Here is a 20,340-nt window from a genome sequence, read left to right on the forward strand (position 1 = left end):
ATGTTGGATAATTTACGCGGTATGGCTGTGTTCGCCAGTGTGGTTGGACATGGCTCTTTTAGTGGCTCAGCACGTGAGCTTGGCATTACAACCAGTGCAGTCAGTCAGCAAATCCGCTCATTAGAAAATGAGCTGGGCGTCGTGCTATTACACCGCTCAACTCGTAAGCTGAGCTTAACAGAAGCTGGCGAGAGCTTTTATGAAGCCGCAAAAGACGTTGTCAGTGCTGCTGAACAAGGGCGGATTAAGGTCAATCAGTTGCGTGATGAGTTGGCAGGCAGCTTACGAGTGGCGACAACACCGGAGCTTGGCGTTAATCATATTTTGCCGGCACTTTCTACGTGGATGGCGGCACATGATGATCTTAGCATTACCTATCTGGCAGACAACCACTATATTGACATGATTGATGAGCGGATCGATATTGCGATTCGTATGAGTCCATCGATTAATGACTCGAGCCTCAGCAGTCATCCACTGACTGATGTGCGCCAAATGTTGGTTGCGTCACCGCAGTATCTACGTCAACATACCAAACTGCAAACGCCTAAAGATTTGGCTGACCATCAGCTGATTTGTATTGAAATCATGAAAGATGCCAATCAAATTGATCTCATTCAGACAGAAACGGGTAAAAAGACGCGCACGAAAATGAATTCACGCATTTATACCAATAATGTCTTTATGGCGACCACCTTGGCAAAAGAAGGTCATGGCTTGGTTAGAATGATGGAAATGGACATCAAAAAAGAGCTTGAAAATGGTGATTTGGTCGAAGTGTTGACCGGTTATCAATTACCAAGTTTTGTACTATATGCTGTCACCTTAAACCGTGATCAACAGCCAGCCAAAATCACTCGCTGTTTAGAGGTGTTAAAAAGTACTTTCATGCCAATTAGGTGACGTTTGAATAATGCACGGTAGAGAGTAGTTTAAAGCTCGTAAAGCAAAAAGCCTATAGACATATTATCTATAGGCTTTTTTAGTGTTAGCGTTTAGTGTGACCAATCATTTAAAATGATGGTTTTAGCAAGTCAATCAGACGCTCAGCCACTTGTGTGCTCTCATCGCGGCTCATATTAAGCGGCGGTAGCAAGCGCACAACATGCCCACCAGTGACATTGATGATTAGCTTTTGTACATCACGCGCACGATCAACCAACTGACTACAGTCCATGTCCTCAGGCAAAGCGATACCAATCATCATACCTGCACCACGACTGCTGACGCCGTATTGTCCTAGTGTATCGACCAGCGTCTCTCGAATAAACAGCCCTTCGGTTACGGCATTGGTCATGATATCACTGTTAGCCAATACGTCATATACGCTATGTACTACACGACTGGCTAGCGGCGTTCCGCCATAAGTAGAGCCATGACTACCAGCACCAAACAGGCCATTAGCGCGGCCACGTACCATACATGCGCCTACTGGAAAACCGTTACCCAAGCCCTTAGCTGTCGTCAATACATCAGGACGCGCATTACTATGTTGATAAGCGAAGTATTTACCCGTACGGCCATTACCTGTTTGCACTTCATCCAGCATAAATAGCCAGTTATGGGCTTCACACTCTGCTTGTAATTCTTCAAGATACGTAAATCCGTTGGCAGCAGTATTTAAACCCCCTTCACCTTGAACAGGCTCTACAAAGATGGCGCAAATTTCATCATGATCTTGCGCGGCTTGCTTAATCGCGGCAATATCGCCAAAGGGTACACGGATAAAATCATCATCTAATGTATAAAACCCTTCACGGGCTTTTGGGTTGGCGGTGGCTGACAATGATAGTAAGGTACGACCATGGAATGACTGCTCCATAACGATGACTTTTGGGCGTTTAAAACCTTGCTGATAGGCATATAGACGCGCCAATTTGAGCGCCGCCTCGTTCGCTTCAGCACCACTATTGGCAAAAAACACACTGTCCATTTGGGCGGCTGTACATAGCACTTCACCCGCACGCTCTTGCCAGTCGATACCGAATAAGTTACTGGTATGTACTAAAGTCGCTGCTTGCTGCTGAATGGCGTCAGTCACTTGCGGGTGGCAATGCCCTAGACCGCATACAGCAATACCAGTCAGCGCATCTAAATAAGGCGTGTCATCTTTGGTATATAGCCAGCTGCCTGAACCGCGTGTAAAGCTGATTGGCTGACGGTTATAAGTGGGCATCAGATAAGTAGCAGACATATAAAACATCCTTAAGATGATAAATTAGTTAAAAGAGAAGGTATTGATTATAGCTCGTCAGAAAAAGGCGTGGTTTCTGCAGGTAAGGTATAGTCTTCATTTGCCCATGCACCTAAGTCGATAAGTTTACATTGACTGCTACAAAACGGCTTGTATTTATTGTCTTGCCATGCTGTTTTGGTACCACAGCGTGGGCAAGGATAGGTTTTAGGGGAGGTTTGGGGGGTAGATTCAGTCATGATAAGGGTGGGAGTATCCTCGATTTATTTGTATGATGAACATCATTAGCGAGCGGCAGTCGGTAATTGCATCTATTTTCATCTCGTATGCGCTTGATAGACTACGATAGCGCGTTACTCGCTGTCGCCATATTACTATTGAAGTGGATTGGCTATATAATAGCATGCGCCCGAATAATGGCAAAAGACAAATACTTTAAGGATAGTAGATGAGCAATAATATTGAGCTTACACATCAGCAACAGCGAGCATTTCAACCAAAAAAGCTTTCAGCACCACGTGATTTTATTATGCCAAATATCATTCACGACAATAAAGGCACTGTCCCTTTAATATTAGAAATTGGTGCAGGGAAGGGTAAGCATGCGCTTGGTTTCGCCGCAAAAAATACCGATAAGCATTTGATTGCGATCGAACGTACGCGTAATAAATTTGACGCTTTTGCCAAACTGGCAGTGCTACAAGACTCGCCGAATTTAACGGCCATTCATGCCGATGCGATCGCATGGATTGTGCATGCCATTAAACCCAATAGTATCAGTCAAATCTTCATACTGTACCCCAATCCTGAACAGCACAATCCCAACCAGCAATGGCTAAACATGCCTTTTTTCGAGTTTTTATTGTCACGCTTGCAAGTAGGTGGAGAGGTGGTACTAGTAACCAACATCGAAGCCTATATAAATAATGCAGAGCAGCAAGCAATGGAGATATGGTCGTTGCCTAATGAGCGCTATCAAGTCGCTGATGACGGTCAGCGCACGCATTTTGAAATAAAATATTTAGCCCGTGGAGAGGTATGCTGGGAGCTTAATATGTGTAAGCCGGAAGGTTATAAAACTAGGTTTGATGAATGGCAGGCCAACACTGTGAATCACAGTTAAATAGCCTAAGTAAATAAAACACTAAAAAATAAAACCGCCAAAAAAGGGCGGTTCAAAAATTACTTACTATTAGAAAAAATTTTCTTCAATCAGAATTACAAATAAGGTTTTACTAAAGTATCCGAATCGGTATAAGCATCAAGCACCGTCAAAAAGGTGTAAGCACCAATAAATTTTCGACTAATAAACATAAATTCTTTTGGTGGTAAGTTAAACTCAAAAGACTGCATCGCTTTTGTAGCTTGTGTTGAGAGGCGAGAGTGGAGTTTGCTGTTCGCCCAAATATAACGGTGGTCCTTATCTAGACAATCGCTAGGAATATCAGGATTGGTCGCTGGATCACTAAACGGTTCGGTTGCCAATAAAAATAGTGACGCCATATCAGAGCGTACTTTATCACTCATACTATCAAAGAAGTCATAACCCGTCATCGCAAGCATCATCGCCTGATGGTCATGGCGGTAACCAGCTTTTAGTAAGCCATGCGCAATGGTCAAAAGGTTGTTATCAAATTGACGAATAGCACCAAAATCTAATAATACTAATTTATCGATATCGCCTTCATTTTCACTGACACGAACCAGATAATTACCAAAGTTGGGGTCCGTCTGCATTTCACCCCACACAAAAATCTCTTGCATCATGATTTCGATGGCTGCCTGACCAATAGCGTTACGACGCTCATGAGGTAATAATTGTAATGCCTCAGAAACTACGGTAATACCTGGCTCATAAGACATACAGAGTAGGCGTTTTTTGGAATAAGTGCGATCAATCTTGGGAACTATGTAACGCGGATCATTACTCAGACGGTCATAAAACCGTTCTGTCGTCGCGGCTTCAGCTTCATAGTCCACTTCATGATGGAGTAGGTCACGTATCTCTTCGAACCAAGCATCGAGCGAACGGGTCTGCGGAACGATATTACTTACTCTTAATAGTTGCTTAAATAAAGCAAGATCTGAGTTGATCGCATCAGCAACACCCGGATACTGAATTTTTAATACAACTTGCTCGCCAGTTGCAATCACCGTAGCGCGATGAACTTGAGCGAGAGACGCAGTGCCTATAGGAACCGTATCGACATCTAATTCATGTAGTTTTTCACCCAATAATTGTTGCAGGGTTTGTTGCATGGTTGACCATGATAACGTAGCGGTATCGTCATTGAGCGTTTGCAAGGCACGGGTGATTTCTGGTGGCAAAATATGTTCACCATAAATCGCTAGCATTTGACCAATTTTGACGACCGAACCTTTTAGCTTACCTAGCTCTTCTGCGAGGTAGTTTGCTTGGGCTTCCATAAATACTTGGTTGCGTGCTGTACGAGCTTCTTTATTTAAGAACATGCCAGACACACTATTACCCGCCCAGCGGCGACCAATATTTAAGGAAGTTTTGGCAATCGACATTCGTCTATCAAACCCTGAGGTTTTTAAGTTATCGATGGATTGCTTGGTGCTAGAAGGTTTAGACGTATCATTTGCCATAAATATAATCATTCATCCAGTTGGTATTGATTTGTGGGTTCAAAACCTACAATACAAGGGAGATGCGATGTACGGGTACAAAATTGTATCATATAAAGCACATTTGGCTGATGAGCCTAAGCTTGCCAATAGCAGTTACTTTCTAAGCCGCAGTATATATTTGCAGATTATAACTTCGTAAAAAATAATATCAAAAAATAAGACCTAGCATGATGCTAGGTCGAATCATAAAAGCTAAAAGTAATTTGGTATATCAGACTGAAACTGCGAACAGCTCTCGCCTGAGTAATATTGATTTTTAACTGTCTCCAGGAGCAATGGCATGATGACCAATATCACGGCGATACTGTGCACCATCAAAACTAATCGCACCTGTTACCGCAAGTGCGGCTTGCTGAGCATCTGAAATACTATCTGCAAGAGCAGTCACGCATAATACACGTCCGCCATTCGTCACTACTTCTTTCTCACGGTCTATGGCATCGCTGTCAGAAAAAGCAGTGCCAGCATGGAAGACTTTGACAGCGTTGTCATTATTGTCATCTAGTTCTGGCAAGCCAGCAATCACATCACCTTTTGATGATGTTTCAGGATAGCCTTTTGAAGCAATGACGATACCGAGGGCAGGGCGGCTATCCCATTGAGCATCACTAGGCAACTGTCCTGCTAGACCTTTCGCCACCAAATCTACCATTGATGATTGTAAACGCATTAAGATAGGCTGAGTTTCTGGATCACCAAAACGGCAGTTAAATTCGATCACATAAGGGTCACCTGCTTCATCAATCATGAGACCTGCATATAAAAATCCCGTATAAGGGTGACCAGCATTATTCATTGCATCAACCACTGGCTGAATGACTTGGGCCATGACTTTTTCATGGACATCTTGAGTGACCACTGGCGCAGGAGAGTATGCTCCCATACCGCCTGTGTTCGGACCTGTATCGCCTTCAAAAGCCCGTTTATGGTCTTGGCTTGTTGCCATTGGCAAGATATTTTTACCATCAATCATGCAGATAAAGCTGGCTTCTTCACCTTGCAAAAACTGCTCAATCACCACTCGGCTGCCTGCATCACCAAACTTATTGTCCGCAAGCATATCATCGATGGCCTCATATGCCTGTTCGATAGTTTCTGCGACGATGACCCCTTTACCAGCGGCAAGGCCATCAGCTTTGATAACGATGGGTGCACCTTGTTCATCGATATAAGCTTTAGCAGCTACTGCTTCGGTGAAGCCTTTGTAGGCTGCGGTGGGGATATTGTTTTGTTCCATAAATTCTTTGGCGAAGGTTTTGGAACCTTCTAATTGCGCACAGTATGCTGTTGGCCCCCACGCTTGAATCCCAGCATCGCGGCAAGCATCAATGATACCAGTGACCAAAGGCGCTTCTGGTCCAACAATGACCATATCAATGGCATTGTTTTGGCAAAAATCGATGATTGCACTATGCTCACTAGCGTTCTCATCTGTCGATACTAGGACAACGTTTTGGCATTTAGGTTCAAGCGCTGTACCAGCATTACCAGGCGCGACGTAGACATTATTGACCTTATCGTCTTTTGCACATTGCCATGCTAGCGCGTGTTCGCGACCACCTGAACCAATCACCAAAATATTCATCATACGTCTTGCCCTTAGCATTAAAGTTAGTTATGAGTTAGCCACACACTCTCAAATATACTGGCATATTCTAACAAAAAAGTCGTACTGATTGCCATGAGTATCCACTTGCCAGCAATTAATCATCAATAAACGGAAAAACTTGTCTCATGAGCAAATGTTATCGACATGTTGCTGATTCATGAAATGATGTTGTACGCTTTAGCTGGCGCGCTATGTACGTTACACTTCACTAAATTAATGGTATTAAATCCCGATTGCGACATATTCCTAAAAATAAGGGTAAAAAAAGGAGAGAAACTTAAAATATCAAGAAAAAACAGAATAAATTGCGTAAATGGATATACTGCTCCGCAGCACCAATAATGTTTCACATATTTATGCGGTGCCATTAGTTAGTACGAATTAATAAACTTAAATAAATGATAAATCAAATCTATAAAAAAGGATGAAGGACATGCCAAACTCCCTCAGTATCGCAAAAGAGCGCATCAGCCAGATAAGCGATATTGCTACCAGTTATGTACAAAAAGACAAATCATTATTTGATCATTTTATTCATAGCTATTATCAGCCACTGCACGCAGAGGCAGCTGAGACTATCAGTAATGCTGACCTAGCGGGCATGGCATTACATCATTTTACGTTGCTCCAAGCCTATGATGGCAGCAAGCCACAACTGAAGGTGCTGAACCCCAAAGCAGAAGAGCAGCATTTTCATAGCTCACATACGGTTATTCAAATTGTTGCCTATGACAGACCGTTTTTAGTCGATACGATTTTGATGAGTCTTGAGTCTGAAGGTATCGATGTTCATCGTACTTATAACATCATTGTCAGTGTTGCACGTGATGATAATGGTCATATTACTCATGTCGAAGGCGCACATGAAAGCGCGACCTCTCATTTGTCTTTGATTCATTGTGAAATTGCCTATCAAGATGATGAAGATCTGGCTGCATTACAGCAAATGTTATTGGCAAAAATTGATACGCTAGATACAGTCGTTGGCGATTGGAAGCAGATGCGTGCGCAGTTGACGGATATCAAAGCTGAGCTATCAAACAAGCCACTGCCAGAAGTTTTTTACTCGCAGCAAGAGATACAAGCGTTTTTAGATTGGATATTAGACGATCATTTTATATTCTTGGGTTATCGTGAATACCGTTTGGAAGGCGGGCAGGCTGTCGAAGTGAATGCTGAACCTGCTGATTTAGATTTATTCGCCATTGGTAATAGTGGTCTTGGTCTATTACGCGGTGCTGAAGAAGATAAACTTTCAGAGAGTTTTAGCCAATTGCCAAAAGTATTAAAGCAACTATTGACTGAACCGCGAGTGTTGATGTTGTCCAAATCAAGCCGTGTATCGCCTGTGCATCGTCCCGTATATATGGACTTTTTGGGTATTCATAAATTTGATGATAGTGGTAAGCTGGTTGGTGAATATCGATTTATTGGTCTATTGACCTCACAAGCGTATCAACTAACGGTACAGCAAATTCCGCTATTACGTGACAAAGCCAATAAGATTATGGCGATGGCAGAATTGCCACGTGACGGTCATGCGCACCATAAAATGATGCATGTGATTAACACCTTGCCGCGTGACGACCTCTTTCAAGCCAGCGTCGAAGAGCTATATCCTATCGTTTCTGGTATCAGCCAGTTGCAAGATAAAAAGAGCCTGCGCCTATTCAGCCGTGTGGATCATTATCAGCGTTTTGTCTCATGTTTGGTCTATATCCCGCGCGACAAGTTCAACACTGAGCTACGTATCAAAGTACAGAACGTCCTAAAAGAAGCCTACGGTGGCACATCATCAGGGTTTACCACAGAATTCAATGAATCAGCTCACGCACGTGTGCATGTCCATGTGCGTACGGTGCCAGGTCAAGTGAAAGACGTCGATACTGCTGCACTTGAAGCAAAACTATCTGCTTTAATGCAATCATGGAGCGACAGCTATCAAAAGATGCTGCTGGATAATGTAGGTGAGCAACAAGCCAATGCTCTAAACCGTCGCTTTTTAAATTATATCCCTGCGGCTTATCAAGAGCGTTTTGATGCCCGTACTGCGGTTGAAGACACCAAGCGTTTGGCTGTATTGACAGCAGAACAGCCGATGATTTGGCATTTATACCAATCAACGGGCGATGCAAGCAATCAATTACACCTAAAACTGTATGGTCGTGAACAGCCTGTTATTTTATCCAAAGTCCTGCCAATCCTTGAAAACTTTGGTGTGTCTGTCATTTCAGCACAAACCTATGAGTTTGATTTACCAGAACAGCCGATTTGGATGCAAGAGTATGAGCTAACACTGGAGCATGTCGATACTGTCAACATGCAAGTAGTGCGTGGTCAGTTTGAAGACAGTCTCAAGCAGATTTGGGCGGGACATGTCGAGAGTGACTCCTTTAACGAATTGGTATTGACGACCAATTTAGACACTTATGATGTGGTGGTACTACGAGCATTGTCACGTTATATGATGCAAGCGAAAGCACCATTCTCTAGTACGTATATTCAGCAAACGGTAGTAAAAAATAGTGACATTAGCGTGGCGCTCGGTAGTCTGTTTGATGCCCGTATGAACCCTAAGTACAGTGAAGATGAGCGCTCAGAAAAAACCGCGCAGATTCAACAGCAAATCACAGCGGCATTGGCAGGTGTGGATAGCTTGGATGAAGACCGTATCTTACGCTGGTACTTAGATTTAATTAACGCCATGGTACGCACCAATTTCTATCAAACCGATAGCGATGGTCAGCGTAAAGATCGTTTATCGTTTAAGTTTTTGGCAGCAGATATTCCTAATCTACCAAAACCAAAGCCGATGTTTGAGATATTCGTGTATTCGCCGCGTGTTGAAGCCGTGCATTTGCGCGGTGGTAAAGTGGCTCGTGGCGGTCTGCGTTGGTCAGATCGTATGGAAGATTTCCGCACCGAAGTGCTTGGTTTGGTCAAAGCACAGATGGTCAAAAACGCGGTGATTGTTCCTGTTGGTTCAAAAGGCGGTTTTATCGTCAAAACCAAAACCATGGCAGATGGTCGCGACGCATTCCAAGCCGAAGGCATTGCTTGTTATCAAGCATTCCTACGCGGTATGCTCGATGTGACGGATAATATCGTTGATGGAAAAATTGTCCCGCCAGCCAACACCGTGCGTCATGATGGAGATGATCCGTACTTAGTGGTGGCGGCTGATAAAGGAACGGCTAGCTTCTCTGATATTGCGAATGCTTTGTCTGCTGAATACGACTTCTGGCTCGACGATGCCTTTGCTTCAGGCGGCTCGGTTGGTTACGATCATAAAGCCATGGGTATCACTGCACGCGGTGGTTGGGAATCGGTCAAACGCCACTTCCGTATGCGCGGCATGGACATTCAGAACCGTGATAACTTTACCGTGGTTGGTATTGGCGATATGAGCGGTGACGTATTCGGCAATGGTATGCTGCTATCAACCCATACCCAGCTGGTCGCCGCATTTAACCATCTACATATCTTTATTGATCCTAATCCAGATGCTGCTACTTCACACGCAGAACGTGCCCGCTTATTTGACATGCCGCGTTCGACGTGGGATGACTATGAAAAGTCACTTATTAGCCAAGGAGGTGGCGTTTTCTCCCGCCAAGATAAGAGCATCACGCTCAGTGCTGAGATGAAACAGCGTTTTGATATCGCTGAAGACAGCATGGCACCCAACGAGTTAATCAGTGCGTTGTTAAAATCGCCTGTCGATCTTATTTGGAATGGCGGTATCGGTACTTATGTGAAAAGCGTGAATGAGAGCCATGCTGATGTCGGCGACCGTGCCAATGACGCGGTACGGGTCAACGGCAATGAGCTACGTACATCTATCGTTGGTGAAGGTGGTAACTTAGGCTTTACCCAGCAAGGGCGTATCGAATATGCACAAACGGGCGGTCGCATTTATACCGACGCTATCGATAACTCAGGCGGCGTAAACTGCTCAGATCATGAAGTAAATATCAAAATTCTACTTGGTAAAGTAGTCGAGCAAGGCGACATGACCTTAAAGCAGCGTAATGAGTTGCTTGAGAGCATGACTGATAGCGTGGCAGAACTGGTATTGCGTCAAAACTACCTTCAACCACAAGCCATTGAGCTTAGCCACATTCGTGCCGCGGCTAACTTAAGTGATCATCAGCGTTTCATTCAGATGTTAGAAGGCGAAGGGCGTCTTGATCGGGCGATTGAATATCTGCCATCAGATGAAGAAATTGCCAAACGTCAAAAAGCAGATACTGGCTTGACCAACCCTGAGCTGGCAGTTGTCATGGCTTATGGCAAAATGTGGGTGTATGACAACTTGTTATCATCAGACTTGCCAGATGATGCGTACTTTATCAATGAGCTGCGCAAGTATTTCCCTGATGAGTTGGCGACGCGGTTCTTTGATGAGATGACTGAACACCGCTTACATCGTGAGATTATCAGCACCTATTTGACAAATAGTGTGGTCAATCGTTTGGGCATTGAAGCACTGTTCCGCCTTTATGAAGAAACAGATCAATCGCTGGCGACCATCGTGCGTGGTTATGCGATTAGCCGTGATGTGTTCAATGTATCAAAAGCTTGGAACACCCTTGAAGCGCTGGACAATCAAGTCGATGCTACATTGCTGCTAACTCTTGAACTACGTCTACGTGACGCGCTTGAGCAAGGTGTGGTTTGGTTTATCAATGCCTTTGGTCAAGAATTGCAAGTCGCTGACATGATCAGTCGCTTTAGTGATAGTGTTGAGAAATTAACCAAATCAGGCGGCTTTATTGAGCAACAATTTGCAGAATACTTGCAAGAAGATACCACTAGCCTGATGCAGAATGATTTGTCTAACAATGATGCCGCGTTGTTTGCGATGCTGCCTTATCATGTTGATGCACTTGATGCCGCACTGCTTGCTGAGCAATATGAGCGTCCTGTTGATGAGATTGCAACATTGTACTTTGATGCCTATCACGTCTTGCAGTTAGATTGGATGATGGACAACATCGCAACGTTACCACAGCAAGACTACTGGGATCGCCGCGCACGCCATGCGTTGATGAATGAGCTGTCACGTAGTCTCCGTCTACTGATGGATGCCATATTATCTAAACCAGATGCGAAGCAAGCGTTTGGTGAATGGCGTTCACGTCACTTGGATCATCTGGAGTCTGTCACCACAGAGATGAGCAAGTTAGATAATCTGCATAGAAATGATGAAAATGGTCAAATTGGTCTTTCAACGTTGTCAGTATTGATGAGTGAGCTAAGCGGTTTGGTAACTAAGTAAGTAACTAGTCATTCAATACACAACAAGATAAAGGTCTTTTCAAAAAAACCACCGTTATTAATTAACGGTGGTTTTTTATTGTCTGGCTAAGCGTAAAAAGTAATCAACGGCGTGATGCAAGCTCGACTCTTGATGACCGCTTTAGCTTACGAAGCTTTTTCATTAGTAACATTGACCACTCGGCGACAGCCTTGACCACTGATTTGGCTAAAACCACCCGAGATTTTTTCAACCTTGATTTGAGTCAAGATGCGATCTTTTAACGCCTGTACGTGAGAGATAATACCAATAAGCTTACCTTCTTGTTGTAAGCTCGTTAAAGTATCGAGCGCAATATCAAGCGACTCTTCATCAAGCGTACCAAACCCTTCATCCAAAAACAGTGAATCCACGCGAATGTTGTGACTCGCCATTTGGGATAGCCCAAGGGCGAGCGCCAAGCTGATAATAAATCCTTCGCCGCCCGATAGGTTTTTGGTACTGCGAATATCACCACCTTGATAGTTATCAATCACATTAAGCTCCAGCGGATTACTGTCATCATGAATAAGCAAATAGCGGTCACTCATTTTTTGCAGTTGCGTATTGGCATGGCTAATCATGACCTCAAACGTTAAGCCTTGAGCAAAGGTGCGATATTTTTTGCCATCAGCAGAACCAATTAACGTATGTAGCTGCTGCCAAACTTGTAGTTTTTGTTTTTGTTCATCGATTGCAATCAGCTGTGTCGCCTGTTGCCCTTTTTGGCTGTCGTTATCCTTGAGCTTTTGGTCAATCGCACCGATTTTTTGACTTAACTCATCGATATCCGCCTGTATTTGGTGATGCTTGCCAGCAAGTGTTTCTCGGTCTTCATCTTTCATAGGTGTGGCAAGTTTTTGCTCTAACGCTTGCTGGGTATTATTTAACTGAAACTTAGCTTGTTGTAGGGCATTATCAATCGCTAGTTTACGTATATGTAATGCCTCACGCTCTTCTTTAGGCAGACGCGCACTCAAAAAATCTGCTTCATCGACGAACTTTGACTCTATGAGTAAGTTAGTAAAAATGCTGTCCTGTGTATTTACGGTAGTAGTCGCCGACTGTCGCTCTGTGGCTAGCTGTTGCTTTCTGAGCTTTAATTGCTCTAAAGATTGCAGTACAGAATCTAGCTGTCTTTGCGCTATGATTTGTTCGGCTTTAGCTTCATCAGCAGCGCTGCGTAACTGGTTTTCTTCATAGTCTGTATCTTTATCTGCGAATAGCGCTTTTCTAGCTTTCTTTAATTGTTCGATATCATCAGTTTTATTATCAATTAATGTCTCTAATTCTTTGAGTGCTGTCTCATCATTGGTGAGCTGTGCTTGCTTACTCTCAATATTCGCAGTCAGGCTGATCAGAGTATTTGTGAGTTGCTGTTGGCGGCTACTTTGCTCATGATGATATTGCTTTAACTGCTTCAAAGCATGACGTTGTGCCCGCAACTGGTCAATATGCTCATCATAATCTGCGCTTGCTAATACTGTTTGCTTATGAAGGCTTTCAATGAGCTGCTGCAGTGCGCCTTGAACGTCAGTCGCTTTGAGCGCTATCGTTAAATGATTCTCGTATTTAGCCGTTGGATACTTACTCACCAAAGATGAAATATCGGTCATCATGAGTATGAGTTCAGAAAAATTAGTGGCAATCTTATCTTCGACACTTTCAACTTTTTGAGCATTTAGCTTGATATCAGTCGCCAGATTATTAATGGCGCGACTAAGTAGCTGTTGCTGCTTTTCATCGGCTTCGATGGCAATACTGAGCGTTGCAGCACTTTCAGCTAGGTTGTCATATTTGACGACTATCGTTTTAAGAGACTGTTTATGCTCAGTCAGTTTGAGTTTGATGATGCTTAATAAGGATAAGCCCTGATCAATATGAATATCAGTATCGTTCGTAATCTGCGCAAGTGGATCGATAATTGCCACAGTCGATTTCGAATAACTATTTTCAGTGTTAAATAGCGAGGAAAGGTTAGACTGAATATCAGCGTGTAAAATTTTAGATTGCTGCTGCAAGGGCGCTAACTGCTGCTGTTGATTATTGATGGCTTCTTTTTTGGTGGCATGGTCGATATGATGTTTAGATAAAATCTGCTCAAGATTATCAATAGCAGTTTCTAATTCAGCTATGTGCTGCTGAGTTAATTGCGCCTTAGTCTGTTTTATTGTAGACGACTGGTTTTGATCGTCATTGGCGTCGGTATTATTATTTTTGCTACTAGGGTCTAATAACGGATGATGTTTACCATAAGGATGCTCATGTGCACCGCAAAGCGGGCAGGGCGACCCATCCTCTAGCTCCACTATATAATCTTCAAGCTTAGCGACCTTTTGTAGTAGATGTAGATGCTCTTGCCTATCTTGCTTTTTGAGCTTAACCTCTTCAATATTTATCTTGTGACTGTCAATCAAACCTTCTAAAGTATTAAGCTCTTGATTCAGTTTGGGTAACGTTGCATTGATGTGTTGAATTTGGTTGGTACGCTCAGACAGCTGCTGTAATTTAAAGCTGGCTTGCGCAATCTGGGTGCTGATTTGATCGACTTGCTCTTGCTCGCTACGCATATTAGCAATGGGCTGGTTTTGAATGAGTGTGGCTTGCTGCTTTTGTACGCTGGCAAGTTGCTCGCGCTGCTGCGTTATCAATAATTTCTCTGCACCTTGCTGCTTATATAACTTATCAAAATCAGTCTGTAGCTGGCTGGCTTGATTACTATAAGCAAGTTTATCCGCTGTTAGATTGGCATTATCTTCCAACAGCGCCTTTAATCGGCTACAGCTGTTATCAAAGGTCACCATATCTGTATCGAGGTCGTTTAGCTCTTGGTAATCGCGGAAGTATTTTTCTATACTGCTAAGCTGAGTTCTGACATCTTGCTCTGTTTGCTTGTGGTCAGCTATATCTTGACCTAATTGTTGAGTGTTACTAACTAATGCATCTTTACTTTTATTATCGCTAGCTAAAGAATAAGAGTGCTGTTTTATCTCAGTATCCAACTCGCGCGTCTTTTTAATAATAGGCAAAGTAGCATGTAGGCTATCTGTGGCTTGCTTTTCAATGGTATTGATATTCCCTAAATGGGTATTGGCGTGTGCCAGCGCTGCTTGCTGTTTTGGAATCTCCTTAAGCAAATCTTGCTGCTCAATCTCTAACTGCTTGACCAAATTTCGGCTGTAGCTAAGCTCGCGGAAATAGCTATCAATCTCTAAAGCCTTATTAGCGCCATCTAAACGCTGGGCTTCTGGCATAAAGGTTTGCTGCGTATGCTGTGCCGCTGCAAAATCGGTCTGATAGGTCGAGAGATTTTGCTGTAGCTGCTGAACGCTATCCAGCCACTGTAGCTGTTCACTTAGGGTTTTAAAGGTTTGCCGTTTTGTGCTTTGCTGCTGGTTAAAGCGCTCTAAATCTGCTACCAGTAGCTTTTCGTCTTCAATATTTAATAACGACAAGCTATTCACGCTTGCCTGTAGTTTGCCAAGCACTTCCTCTTCAGAGCGTTTCTTTTCATGAACGTTTAACGATATTTTGGCATAAATAGCAGTACCCGTTATTTTCTCTAAAATCGCGGCTCTATCGCCAATATCAGACTTTAAAAACGCGGCAAAACTGCCCTGTGCGAGCATGATGGAGCGCGTAAATTGATTAAAATCCATGCCGATAAGGTTTTGTATATAGGCAGAAGTTTTGGACTTTTTCTCTTCTAAAATCTTGCCGGTCTGCACCTCACTAATCTCATGCTTAATTGGTAATAAATTGCCCTTGGCTTTTTTGTGGGCACGATGTTGATACCAATAGCATTGATAACGCTTGGAATCAATCTCTATAATGACTTCTGCTGAGCATTCACCTGTACCTTGGGTCATTATCTCGTTCGTTGAACCAGTGATATCGCCCAGTCTTGGCGTCTGGCTATAGAGTGCTAAGCAAATCGCATCCAATATGGTCGTCTTGCCAGCACCCGTTTGCCCAGTAATGGCAAAGATGCCTTCATTAAGAAAAGCGGGGTCACTAAAATCAATGTGCCATTCGCCTTTTAAGGAGTTGAGGTTTTTAAGTCTTAGTTCTATTAGGCGCATGGCAGGGTCTTATTTTTATAGGTAGTAATAAAGAGGGTAATAATGAGAAATGAAGCCTTTATTCTAGTTAGCTTCGATCAAAAGCGTTTATGATTAAATAATACTATTCAGCCTGAGTATCTTCGTGACGTAAGTTATAAACGATTTGTTCATAGGCGTCACGTAAGGATGATTTTTGCTCATCAGGAATATCATGAGCAGTCAAGCAACGCTCGAATACTTCTTCCTCATTTAAATCTTGTAGCGTTTCAGAGATCTGTTGTTGATTTAGTACTTTATTATAGGTACGAGTGTTTTTGATTTTTAACACCTCGCACGGCAAATTATCTACCATCGTTTGGATATGCTCACGTAACTCGCTGATAATCTCCTCACCCGTATAGATAATTTCGAGCCATACAGACTCTGTTGCGTCAAGAGATTGAATGACTTTATCTATAGCCTGATTAATGCACTCCAAATCACCTGAAACTTGCGCCAGTTTTTGAAACTTTGGAATAGGTAGCGATACTACTTGCATCTGATTAGAGTCATCTCGGTGCAGTATTTTTTTGGGAGTATCGAGATTTTTAAGCATTGATTGGTTGTTTTGATCTTGCTGATCAGGGATGTTTTCTGTAGCAGCAGTTTTTGTCACCTCATTACCTGCTGATTGCTCGTCAAAACCAAACAAGTCATCCATAAATTCTGTCGTCTGACTGGCTGCTTTCTTAACAGGTTTTTCAATCGGGGCAACGGTATTGGTCAGCTGAGGAATAATGCTTTCAACTGCATTGTTTGAGGCTGGTTTTTGATTATTAACATCATTTTCTACTGTACCAAACTGTACCAGCAATACTTGTTTTTGTTGCTTAGCCTCACCAAATCCCATCGCGATTGGCGAGCCTGAATAGCGAATGCTCTCACGACCACCGACGCGTTGCGGTACGTGCAAATGTCCAAGCGCCACATAGTCAAAAATTTCATCGAACATGTCAGCAGAAATCTTACCGAGTGAGCCGACATAAAGCTCACGCACACCATCGTCTTCAGTAGTGGTGCCACCAGCTGCAAATAGATGCCCTGTGGCAATGATGGGAATGTGACGCTGGTTTGCGTCGGCTAATTTAGCTTGCTTCGCCTTAGCAATGCTAGCTACTTCATCATAATGGGCGCGAATGCCTTTAATGACATTGGCATCTTTGCTATCAGCCGACTCGCCAGCCTGACTGCTACGCACGTCACGATCACGCAAATAGGGGACAGCCGCAATAATACAATGCGGGTTTCCATTTGTATCTTCTAACACCAATACTTCATCGTTTAATTCTTCACAAGCCGTACCGATAACATGGACATTGAGAAACTTGAGTACATTACTTGGTGCATCTAAAAATGTCGGGGAATCGTGGTTGCCAGCGACGATAACGATGTGTTGACAGCATGATTTTGAAACTTTTCCTAAAAATTCATAATATAGCGCTTGAGCTCTATTGCTTGGGGTCATGGTGTCAAAGATATCACCCGCAACGATTAATATATCCACTTTCTGCAAGCTAATGGTATCTTGCAACCAATCTAAAAACGACTCAAATTCGTCATAACGCATGCGTCCATAAAGCCTGCGCCCCAAATGCCAGTCGGAGGTATGGAGGATAGTGAGAGGTTTAATAGGCATAAAATTGGTATCGGCAAATGTGGGCATAGTTGAGCTTAAGAATATTTAATATAAAGGATTCATTCTAGCAAAATTTTCTATATTGGAGGTGGCTATCTAAAGATAGATATAGCATTCTGACCAAAGTTACAATTTATTTAACACTGAGTACAAAACCTATACGTCATACCTCATTGTTTCTAAAAGAAATTTAATTATCTGGTTCTGATGAGTGGTATCTAATGGTTGATAAACGTTTACTTTATCTCTAGTATATTACTGGTTATTTAACTGTGTTGATAGTGAAAAACTCTATATCTTAAAGCCTTTTAAAGCCTTTTAAAGTCTTATATGACGTTCTTACCCTCCCAAAACTAAAAAAGTATTGCTATGAAAAAAGTCCTTAGTATTTTTGGCACTCGGCCAGAAGCGATCAAAATGGCGCCTGTTGTCAAGGCTTTAGAAGCCAACCCTGATATTCAATCCATCGTTTGTGTGACTGCCCAACATCGTGAAATGCTAGATAAGGTGCTGACTCTATTTGAGATAGTACCCGACTATGATTTAGATATCATGAAAAGCAATCAAAGCCTCACTCAAGCTAGCTCTAGAATGCTAATGGCGCTTGAGCCTATTTTACAAGAATGCAAGCCTGATTTAGTACTGGTACACGGCGATACATCGACCACACTATGCGGTGCACAAGCAGCATTTTATCAACAAATACCGATCGGACACGTTGAATCTGGGCTGCGTACCTATAGTCTCTATTCACCTTGGCCAGAAGAGGCTAATAGACAACTGACTAGTGTCATTACCAAGTTGCACTTCTCTCCAACTAAAGCTGCCGCGCAAAATTTGTATGATGAGCATAACAACCCAGAATACATCTATGTTACTGGCAACACCGTTGTGGATGCCTTGTTAGATGTTAAGGATAAGTTGGAAAATAATGCATCACTACGATTGGACTTGCAGCAGCAATTTTCAGAATTGGACTTCAGTAAACGTCGGGTACTTATTACTGGTCACCGTCGTGAAAATTTTGGAGAAGGCTTTGAGTCAATTTGCCAAGCAATTAAAGATCTGGCTCAAAAGTATCCAGACTATGAATTTGTTTATCCTGTTCATTTAAACCCTAATGTTAAAGAGCCTGTCAATCGCTTACTAAGCGGTCTTAATAATGTCAAACTTATTGCACCACAAGATTATCTACCTTTTGTATATTTGATGAGTACCAGCCATATTATTCTCACGGATTCAGGTGGTATTCAAGAGGAAGCGCCATCGCTTGGTATTCCGGTATTAGTGATGCGTGAAACGACTGAACGACAAGAAGCAGTCGAGGCAGGTACCGTTAAGCTAGTAGGTACTCATGGCCCTACCATCGTTGCTGAAGTGAGTAATCTGATTGAAAACGAAGCTATTTATTTAAAAATGAGCCAAGCCCATAATCCTTATGGTGATGGTAAAGCCTCACAACGTATTGCTAAGACTATCGTTGAGTTCTTATATGAGCAAACTGCTAAAACTGAAGCGTTAAGCTAACTTAATATTAAATAGACGGGATTAAGATGAAAAATATTTGTGTGTTCGGTTTAGGCTATATTGGTTTACCTACAGCAGCGATGTTCGCCCATCATGGTGCCAATGTCGTCGGTGTCGATGTCAATCAGCATGCGGTCGATACCATCAACAAAGGCAAGATTCATATCGTTGAGCCAGGTTTGGAAGCAATTGTTAAACAAGCTGTGGATAACGGTAGACTCAAAGCCAACCTAACGCCAGTACACTCAGATGCGTATCTGATTGCCGTACCGACACCTTTTAAAGGCGATGACCATACCCCTGATTTGTCTTATATTCATGCAGTCAGTAAAGCCTTGGCACCACTATTAGAAAAAGGCGATTTGGTCATCTTAGAGTCAACGTCACCCGTAGGGGCTACTGAACAGATGGTTAAGTGGCTTGCGGCCTCTCGCTCTGACTTAACTTTCCCTAAGTACCACGAGCCTGATACTGAAGCTGATATCTATGTGGCTTATTGTCCTGAGCGTGTATTACCAGGTAAGGTGGTTGAAGAGCTTATCTCTAACGACCGCATCATTGGTGGTATGACGAAAGAATCCACCAATAAAGCAAAAGAAGTTTATCGTATCTTCGTAGAAGGCGAGCTATTAGAAACCAACTCTCGTACCGCTGAGATGGCAAAGCTAACCGAAAATGCCTCTCGTGATGTAAGTATTGCTTTTGCTAATGAGCTGTCTATCATCTCTGATAAGCTCGACATCAATGTGTGGGAGCTGATCGAACTGGCTAACCATCATCCACGCGTCAATATTCTTCAGCCAGGTGCTGGGGTAGGTGGTCACTGTATCGCTGTCGATCCATGGTTTATCGTAAATCAAAATCCAGATGAGGCTAAGATCATCCGTGCCGCTCGCGAGATCAATGACAGCAAGCCTAACTGGGTAGTAGATAAAATCAATGCTGAAGTTGATAAGCTAAAAGAGCAGGGGGTGACTAGACCAACTGTCGCTCTACTAGGATTGGCATTTAAGCCTGATATTGATGATTTGCGTGAGAGTCCAGCAGTCAATATCGCTAAAAAAATACTTGATGCTGATAATGCAGAAATATTATTGGTTGAGCCTCATATTCAAACGCTGCCTGAAAAGTTATCAGCTGGCACGCTAGTGGCTTTAGAAACTGCTGTCGAGCAGTCTGATTTACTAGTGGTGTTGGTTGCTCATGATGAGTTTTCGGATAAGGCATCATTGGGTACTGTGAATGTAGTGAATGTGGTTGGCAATCATTAGTTTCTATATTTTTAACAATGTTGAAAATACCTTCTTTATTATTCAA

At 42.9% G+C, this 20,340-nt stretch carries 11 protein-coding genes; 5 read left to right on the forward strand and 6 right to left on the reverse strand.

Annotation, left to right across the window (positions count from 1 at the left end):
• Entirely contained in the window at positions 1-903 is a 903-nt protein-coding gene (locus tag JMV76_RS00380) for a LysR family transcriptional regulator (RefSeq protein ID WP_201501226.1), read from the forward strand.
• 109 nt (positions 904-1,012) lie between these two features.
• On the opposite strand, the gene JMV76_RS00385 is transcribed toward JMV76_RS00380, so the two are convergent.
• Both JMV76_RS00385 and JMV76_RS00390 read right to left on the reverse strand, forming a co-directional pair.
• Complete coding sequence (locus JMV76_RS00385) at positions 1,013-2,194, reverse strand: aspartate aminotransferase family protein (RefSeq protein ID WP_201501227.1); 1,182 nt, start codon at positions 2,192-2,194, stop codon at positions 1,013-1,015.
• Positions 2,195-2,241: 47 nt separating this feature from the next.
• Entirely contained in the window at positions 2,242-2,433 is a 192-nt protein-coding gene (locus tag JMV76_RS00390) for a DNA gyrase inhibitor YacG (RefSeq protein WP_201501228.1), read from the reverse strand.
• Positions 2,434-2,642: 209 nt separating this feature from the next.
• Between JMV76_RS00390 and JMV76_RS00395 the strand changes: the two genes are divergently transcribed.
• Positions 2,643-3,317, forward strand: a complete 675-nt coding sequence (locus tag JMV76_RS00395) for an SAM-dependent methyltransferase (protein ID WP_201501229.1) — start codon at positions 2,643-2,645, stop codon at positions 3,315-3,317.
• 95 nt (positions 3,318-3,412) lie between these two features.
• Here the strand turns inward: JMV76_RS00395 and JMV76_RS00400 are convergent, their stop codons facing one another.
• Complete coding sequence (locus JMV76_RS00400) at positions 3,413-4,807, reverse strand: ABC1 kinase family protein (protein ID WP_201501230.1); 1,395 nt, start codon at positions 4,805-4,807, stop codon at positions 3,413-3,415.
• Between the two features lie 298 nt (positions 4,808-5,105).
• Positions 5,106-6,434 (reverse strand): phosphoribosylamine--glycine ligase, encoded by a 1,329-nt coding sequence (gene purD / locus JMV76_RS00405; RefSeq protein ID WP_201501612.1) that lies wholly within the window; start codon positions 6,432-6,434, stop codon positions 5,106-5,108.
• A gap of 457 nt (positions 6,435-6,891) precedes the next feature.
• Between purD and JMV76_RS00410 the strand changes: the two genes are divergently transcribed.
• Positions 6,892-11,739: an NAD-glutamate dehydrogenase gene (locus JMV76_RS00410; protein ID WP_201501231.1), complete on the forward strand. Its 4,848-nt coding sequence runs from the start codon at positions 6,892-6,894 to the stop codon at positions 11,737-11,739.
• 146 nt (positions 11,740-11,885) lie between these two features.
• Here JMV76_RS00410 and JMV76_RS00415 read toward each other — a convergent pair whose 3' ends face one another.
• Together JMV76_RS00415 and JMV76_RS00420 are read right to left on the reverse strand one after the other, a co-directional pair.
• Complete coding sequence (locus tag JMV76_RS00415; RefSeq protein ID WP_201501232.1) at positions 11,886-15,839, reverse strand: AAA family ATPase; 3,954 nt, start codon at positions 15,837-15,839, stop codon at positions 11,886-11,888.
• A gap of 103 nt (positions 15,840-15,942) precedes the next feature.
• On the reverse strand, positions 15,943-17,523 hold the full coding sequence (locus tag JMV76_RS00420) for an exonuclease SbcCD subunit D C-terminal domain-containing protein (RefSeq protein ID WP_374190028.1): 1,581 nt from the start codon (positions 17,521-17,523) through the stop codon (positions 15,943-15,945).
• 342 nt (positions 17,524-17,865) lie between these two features.
• On the opposite strand from JMV76_RS00420, the gene wecB reads away from it, so the two are divergent.
• On the forward strand, positions 17,866-19,023 hold the full coding sequence (gene wecB, locus JMV76_RS00425; protein WP_201501233.1) for a non-hydrolyzing UDP-N-acetylglucosamine 2-epimerase: 1,158 nt from the start codon (positions 17,866-17,868) through the stop codon (positions 19,021-19,023).
• A gap of 26 nt (positions 19,024-19,049) precedes the next feature.
• Positions 19,050-20,294 carry a UDP-N-acetyl-D-mannosamine dehydrogenase gene (wecC, locus tag JMV76_RS00430; protein WP_201501234.1) on the forward strand — a complete coding sequence of 415 codons (1,245 nt, stop codon included), beginning with the start codon at positions 19,050-19,052 and terminating at the stop codon, positions 20,292-20,294.
• The last annotated feature ends 46 nt before the right edge of the window (positions 20,295-20,340 follow it).

Source organism: Psychrobacter cibarius (genome assembly GCF_904845955.1).
GTDB lineage: Bacteria > Pseudomonadota > Gammaproteobacteria > Pseudomonadales > Moraxellaceae > Psychrobacter > Psychrobacter cibarius_B.

Coding starts and splice junctions, on each gene's coding strand:
- JMV76_RS00385 (WP_201501227.1), bottom strand. CDS start 2,194: ATGTCTGCTACTTATCTGATGCCCACTTATAACCGTCAGCCAATCAGC.
- wecC (WP_201501234.1), top strand. CDS start 19,050: ATGAAAAATATTTGTGTGTTCGGTTTAGGCTATATTGGTTTACCTACA.
- purD (WP_201501612.1), bottom strand. CDS start 6,434: ATGAATATTTTGGTGATTGGTTCAGGTGGTCGCGAACACGCGCTAGCA.
- wecB (WP_201501233.1), top strand. CDS start 17,866: ATGAAAAAAGTCCTTAGTATTTTTGGCACTCGGCCAGAAGCGATCAAA.
- JMV76_RS00415 (WP_201501232.1), bottom strand. CDS start 15,839: ATGCGCCTAATAGAACTAAGACTTAAAAACCTCAACTCCTTAAAAGGC.
- JMV76_RS00410 (WP_201501231.1), top strand. CDS start 6,892: ATGCCAAACTCCCTCAGTATCGCAAAAGAGCGCATCAGCCAGATAAGC.
- JMV76_RS00380 (WP_201501226.1), top strand. CDS start 1: ATGTTGGATAATTTACGCGGTATGGCTGTGTTCGCCAGTGTGGTTGGA.
- JMV76_RS00400 (WP_201501230.1), bottom strand. CDS start 4,807: ATGGCAAATGATACGTCTAAACCTTCTAGCACCAAGCAATCCATCGAT.
- JMV76_RS00390 (WP_201501228.1), bottom strand. CDS start 2,433: ATGACTGAATCTACCCCCCAAACCTCCCCTAAAACCTATCCTTGCCCA.
- JMV76_RS00395 (WP_201501229.1), top strand. CDS start 2,643: ATGAGCAATAATATTGAGCTTACACATCAGCAACAGCGAGCATTTCAA.
- JMV76_RS00420 (WP_374190028.1), bottom strand. CDS start 17,523: ATGCCCACATTTGCCGATACCAATTTTATGCCTATTAAACCTCTCACT.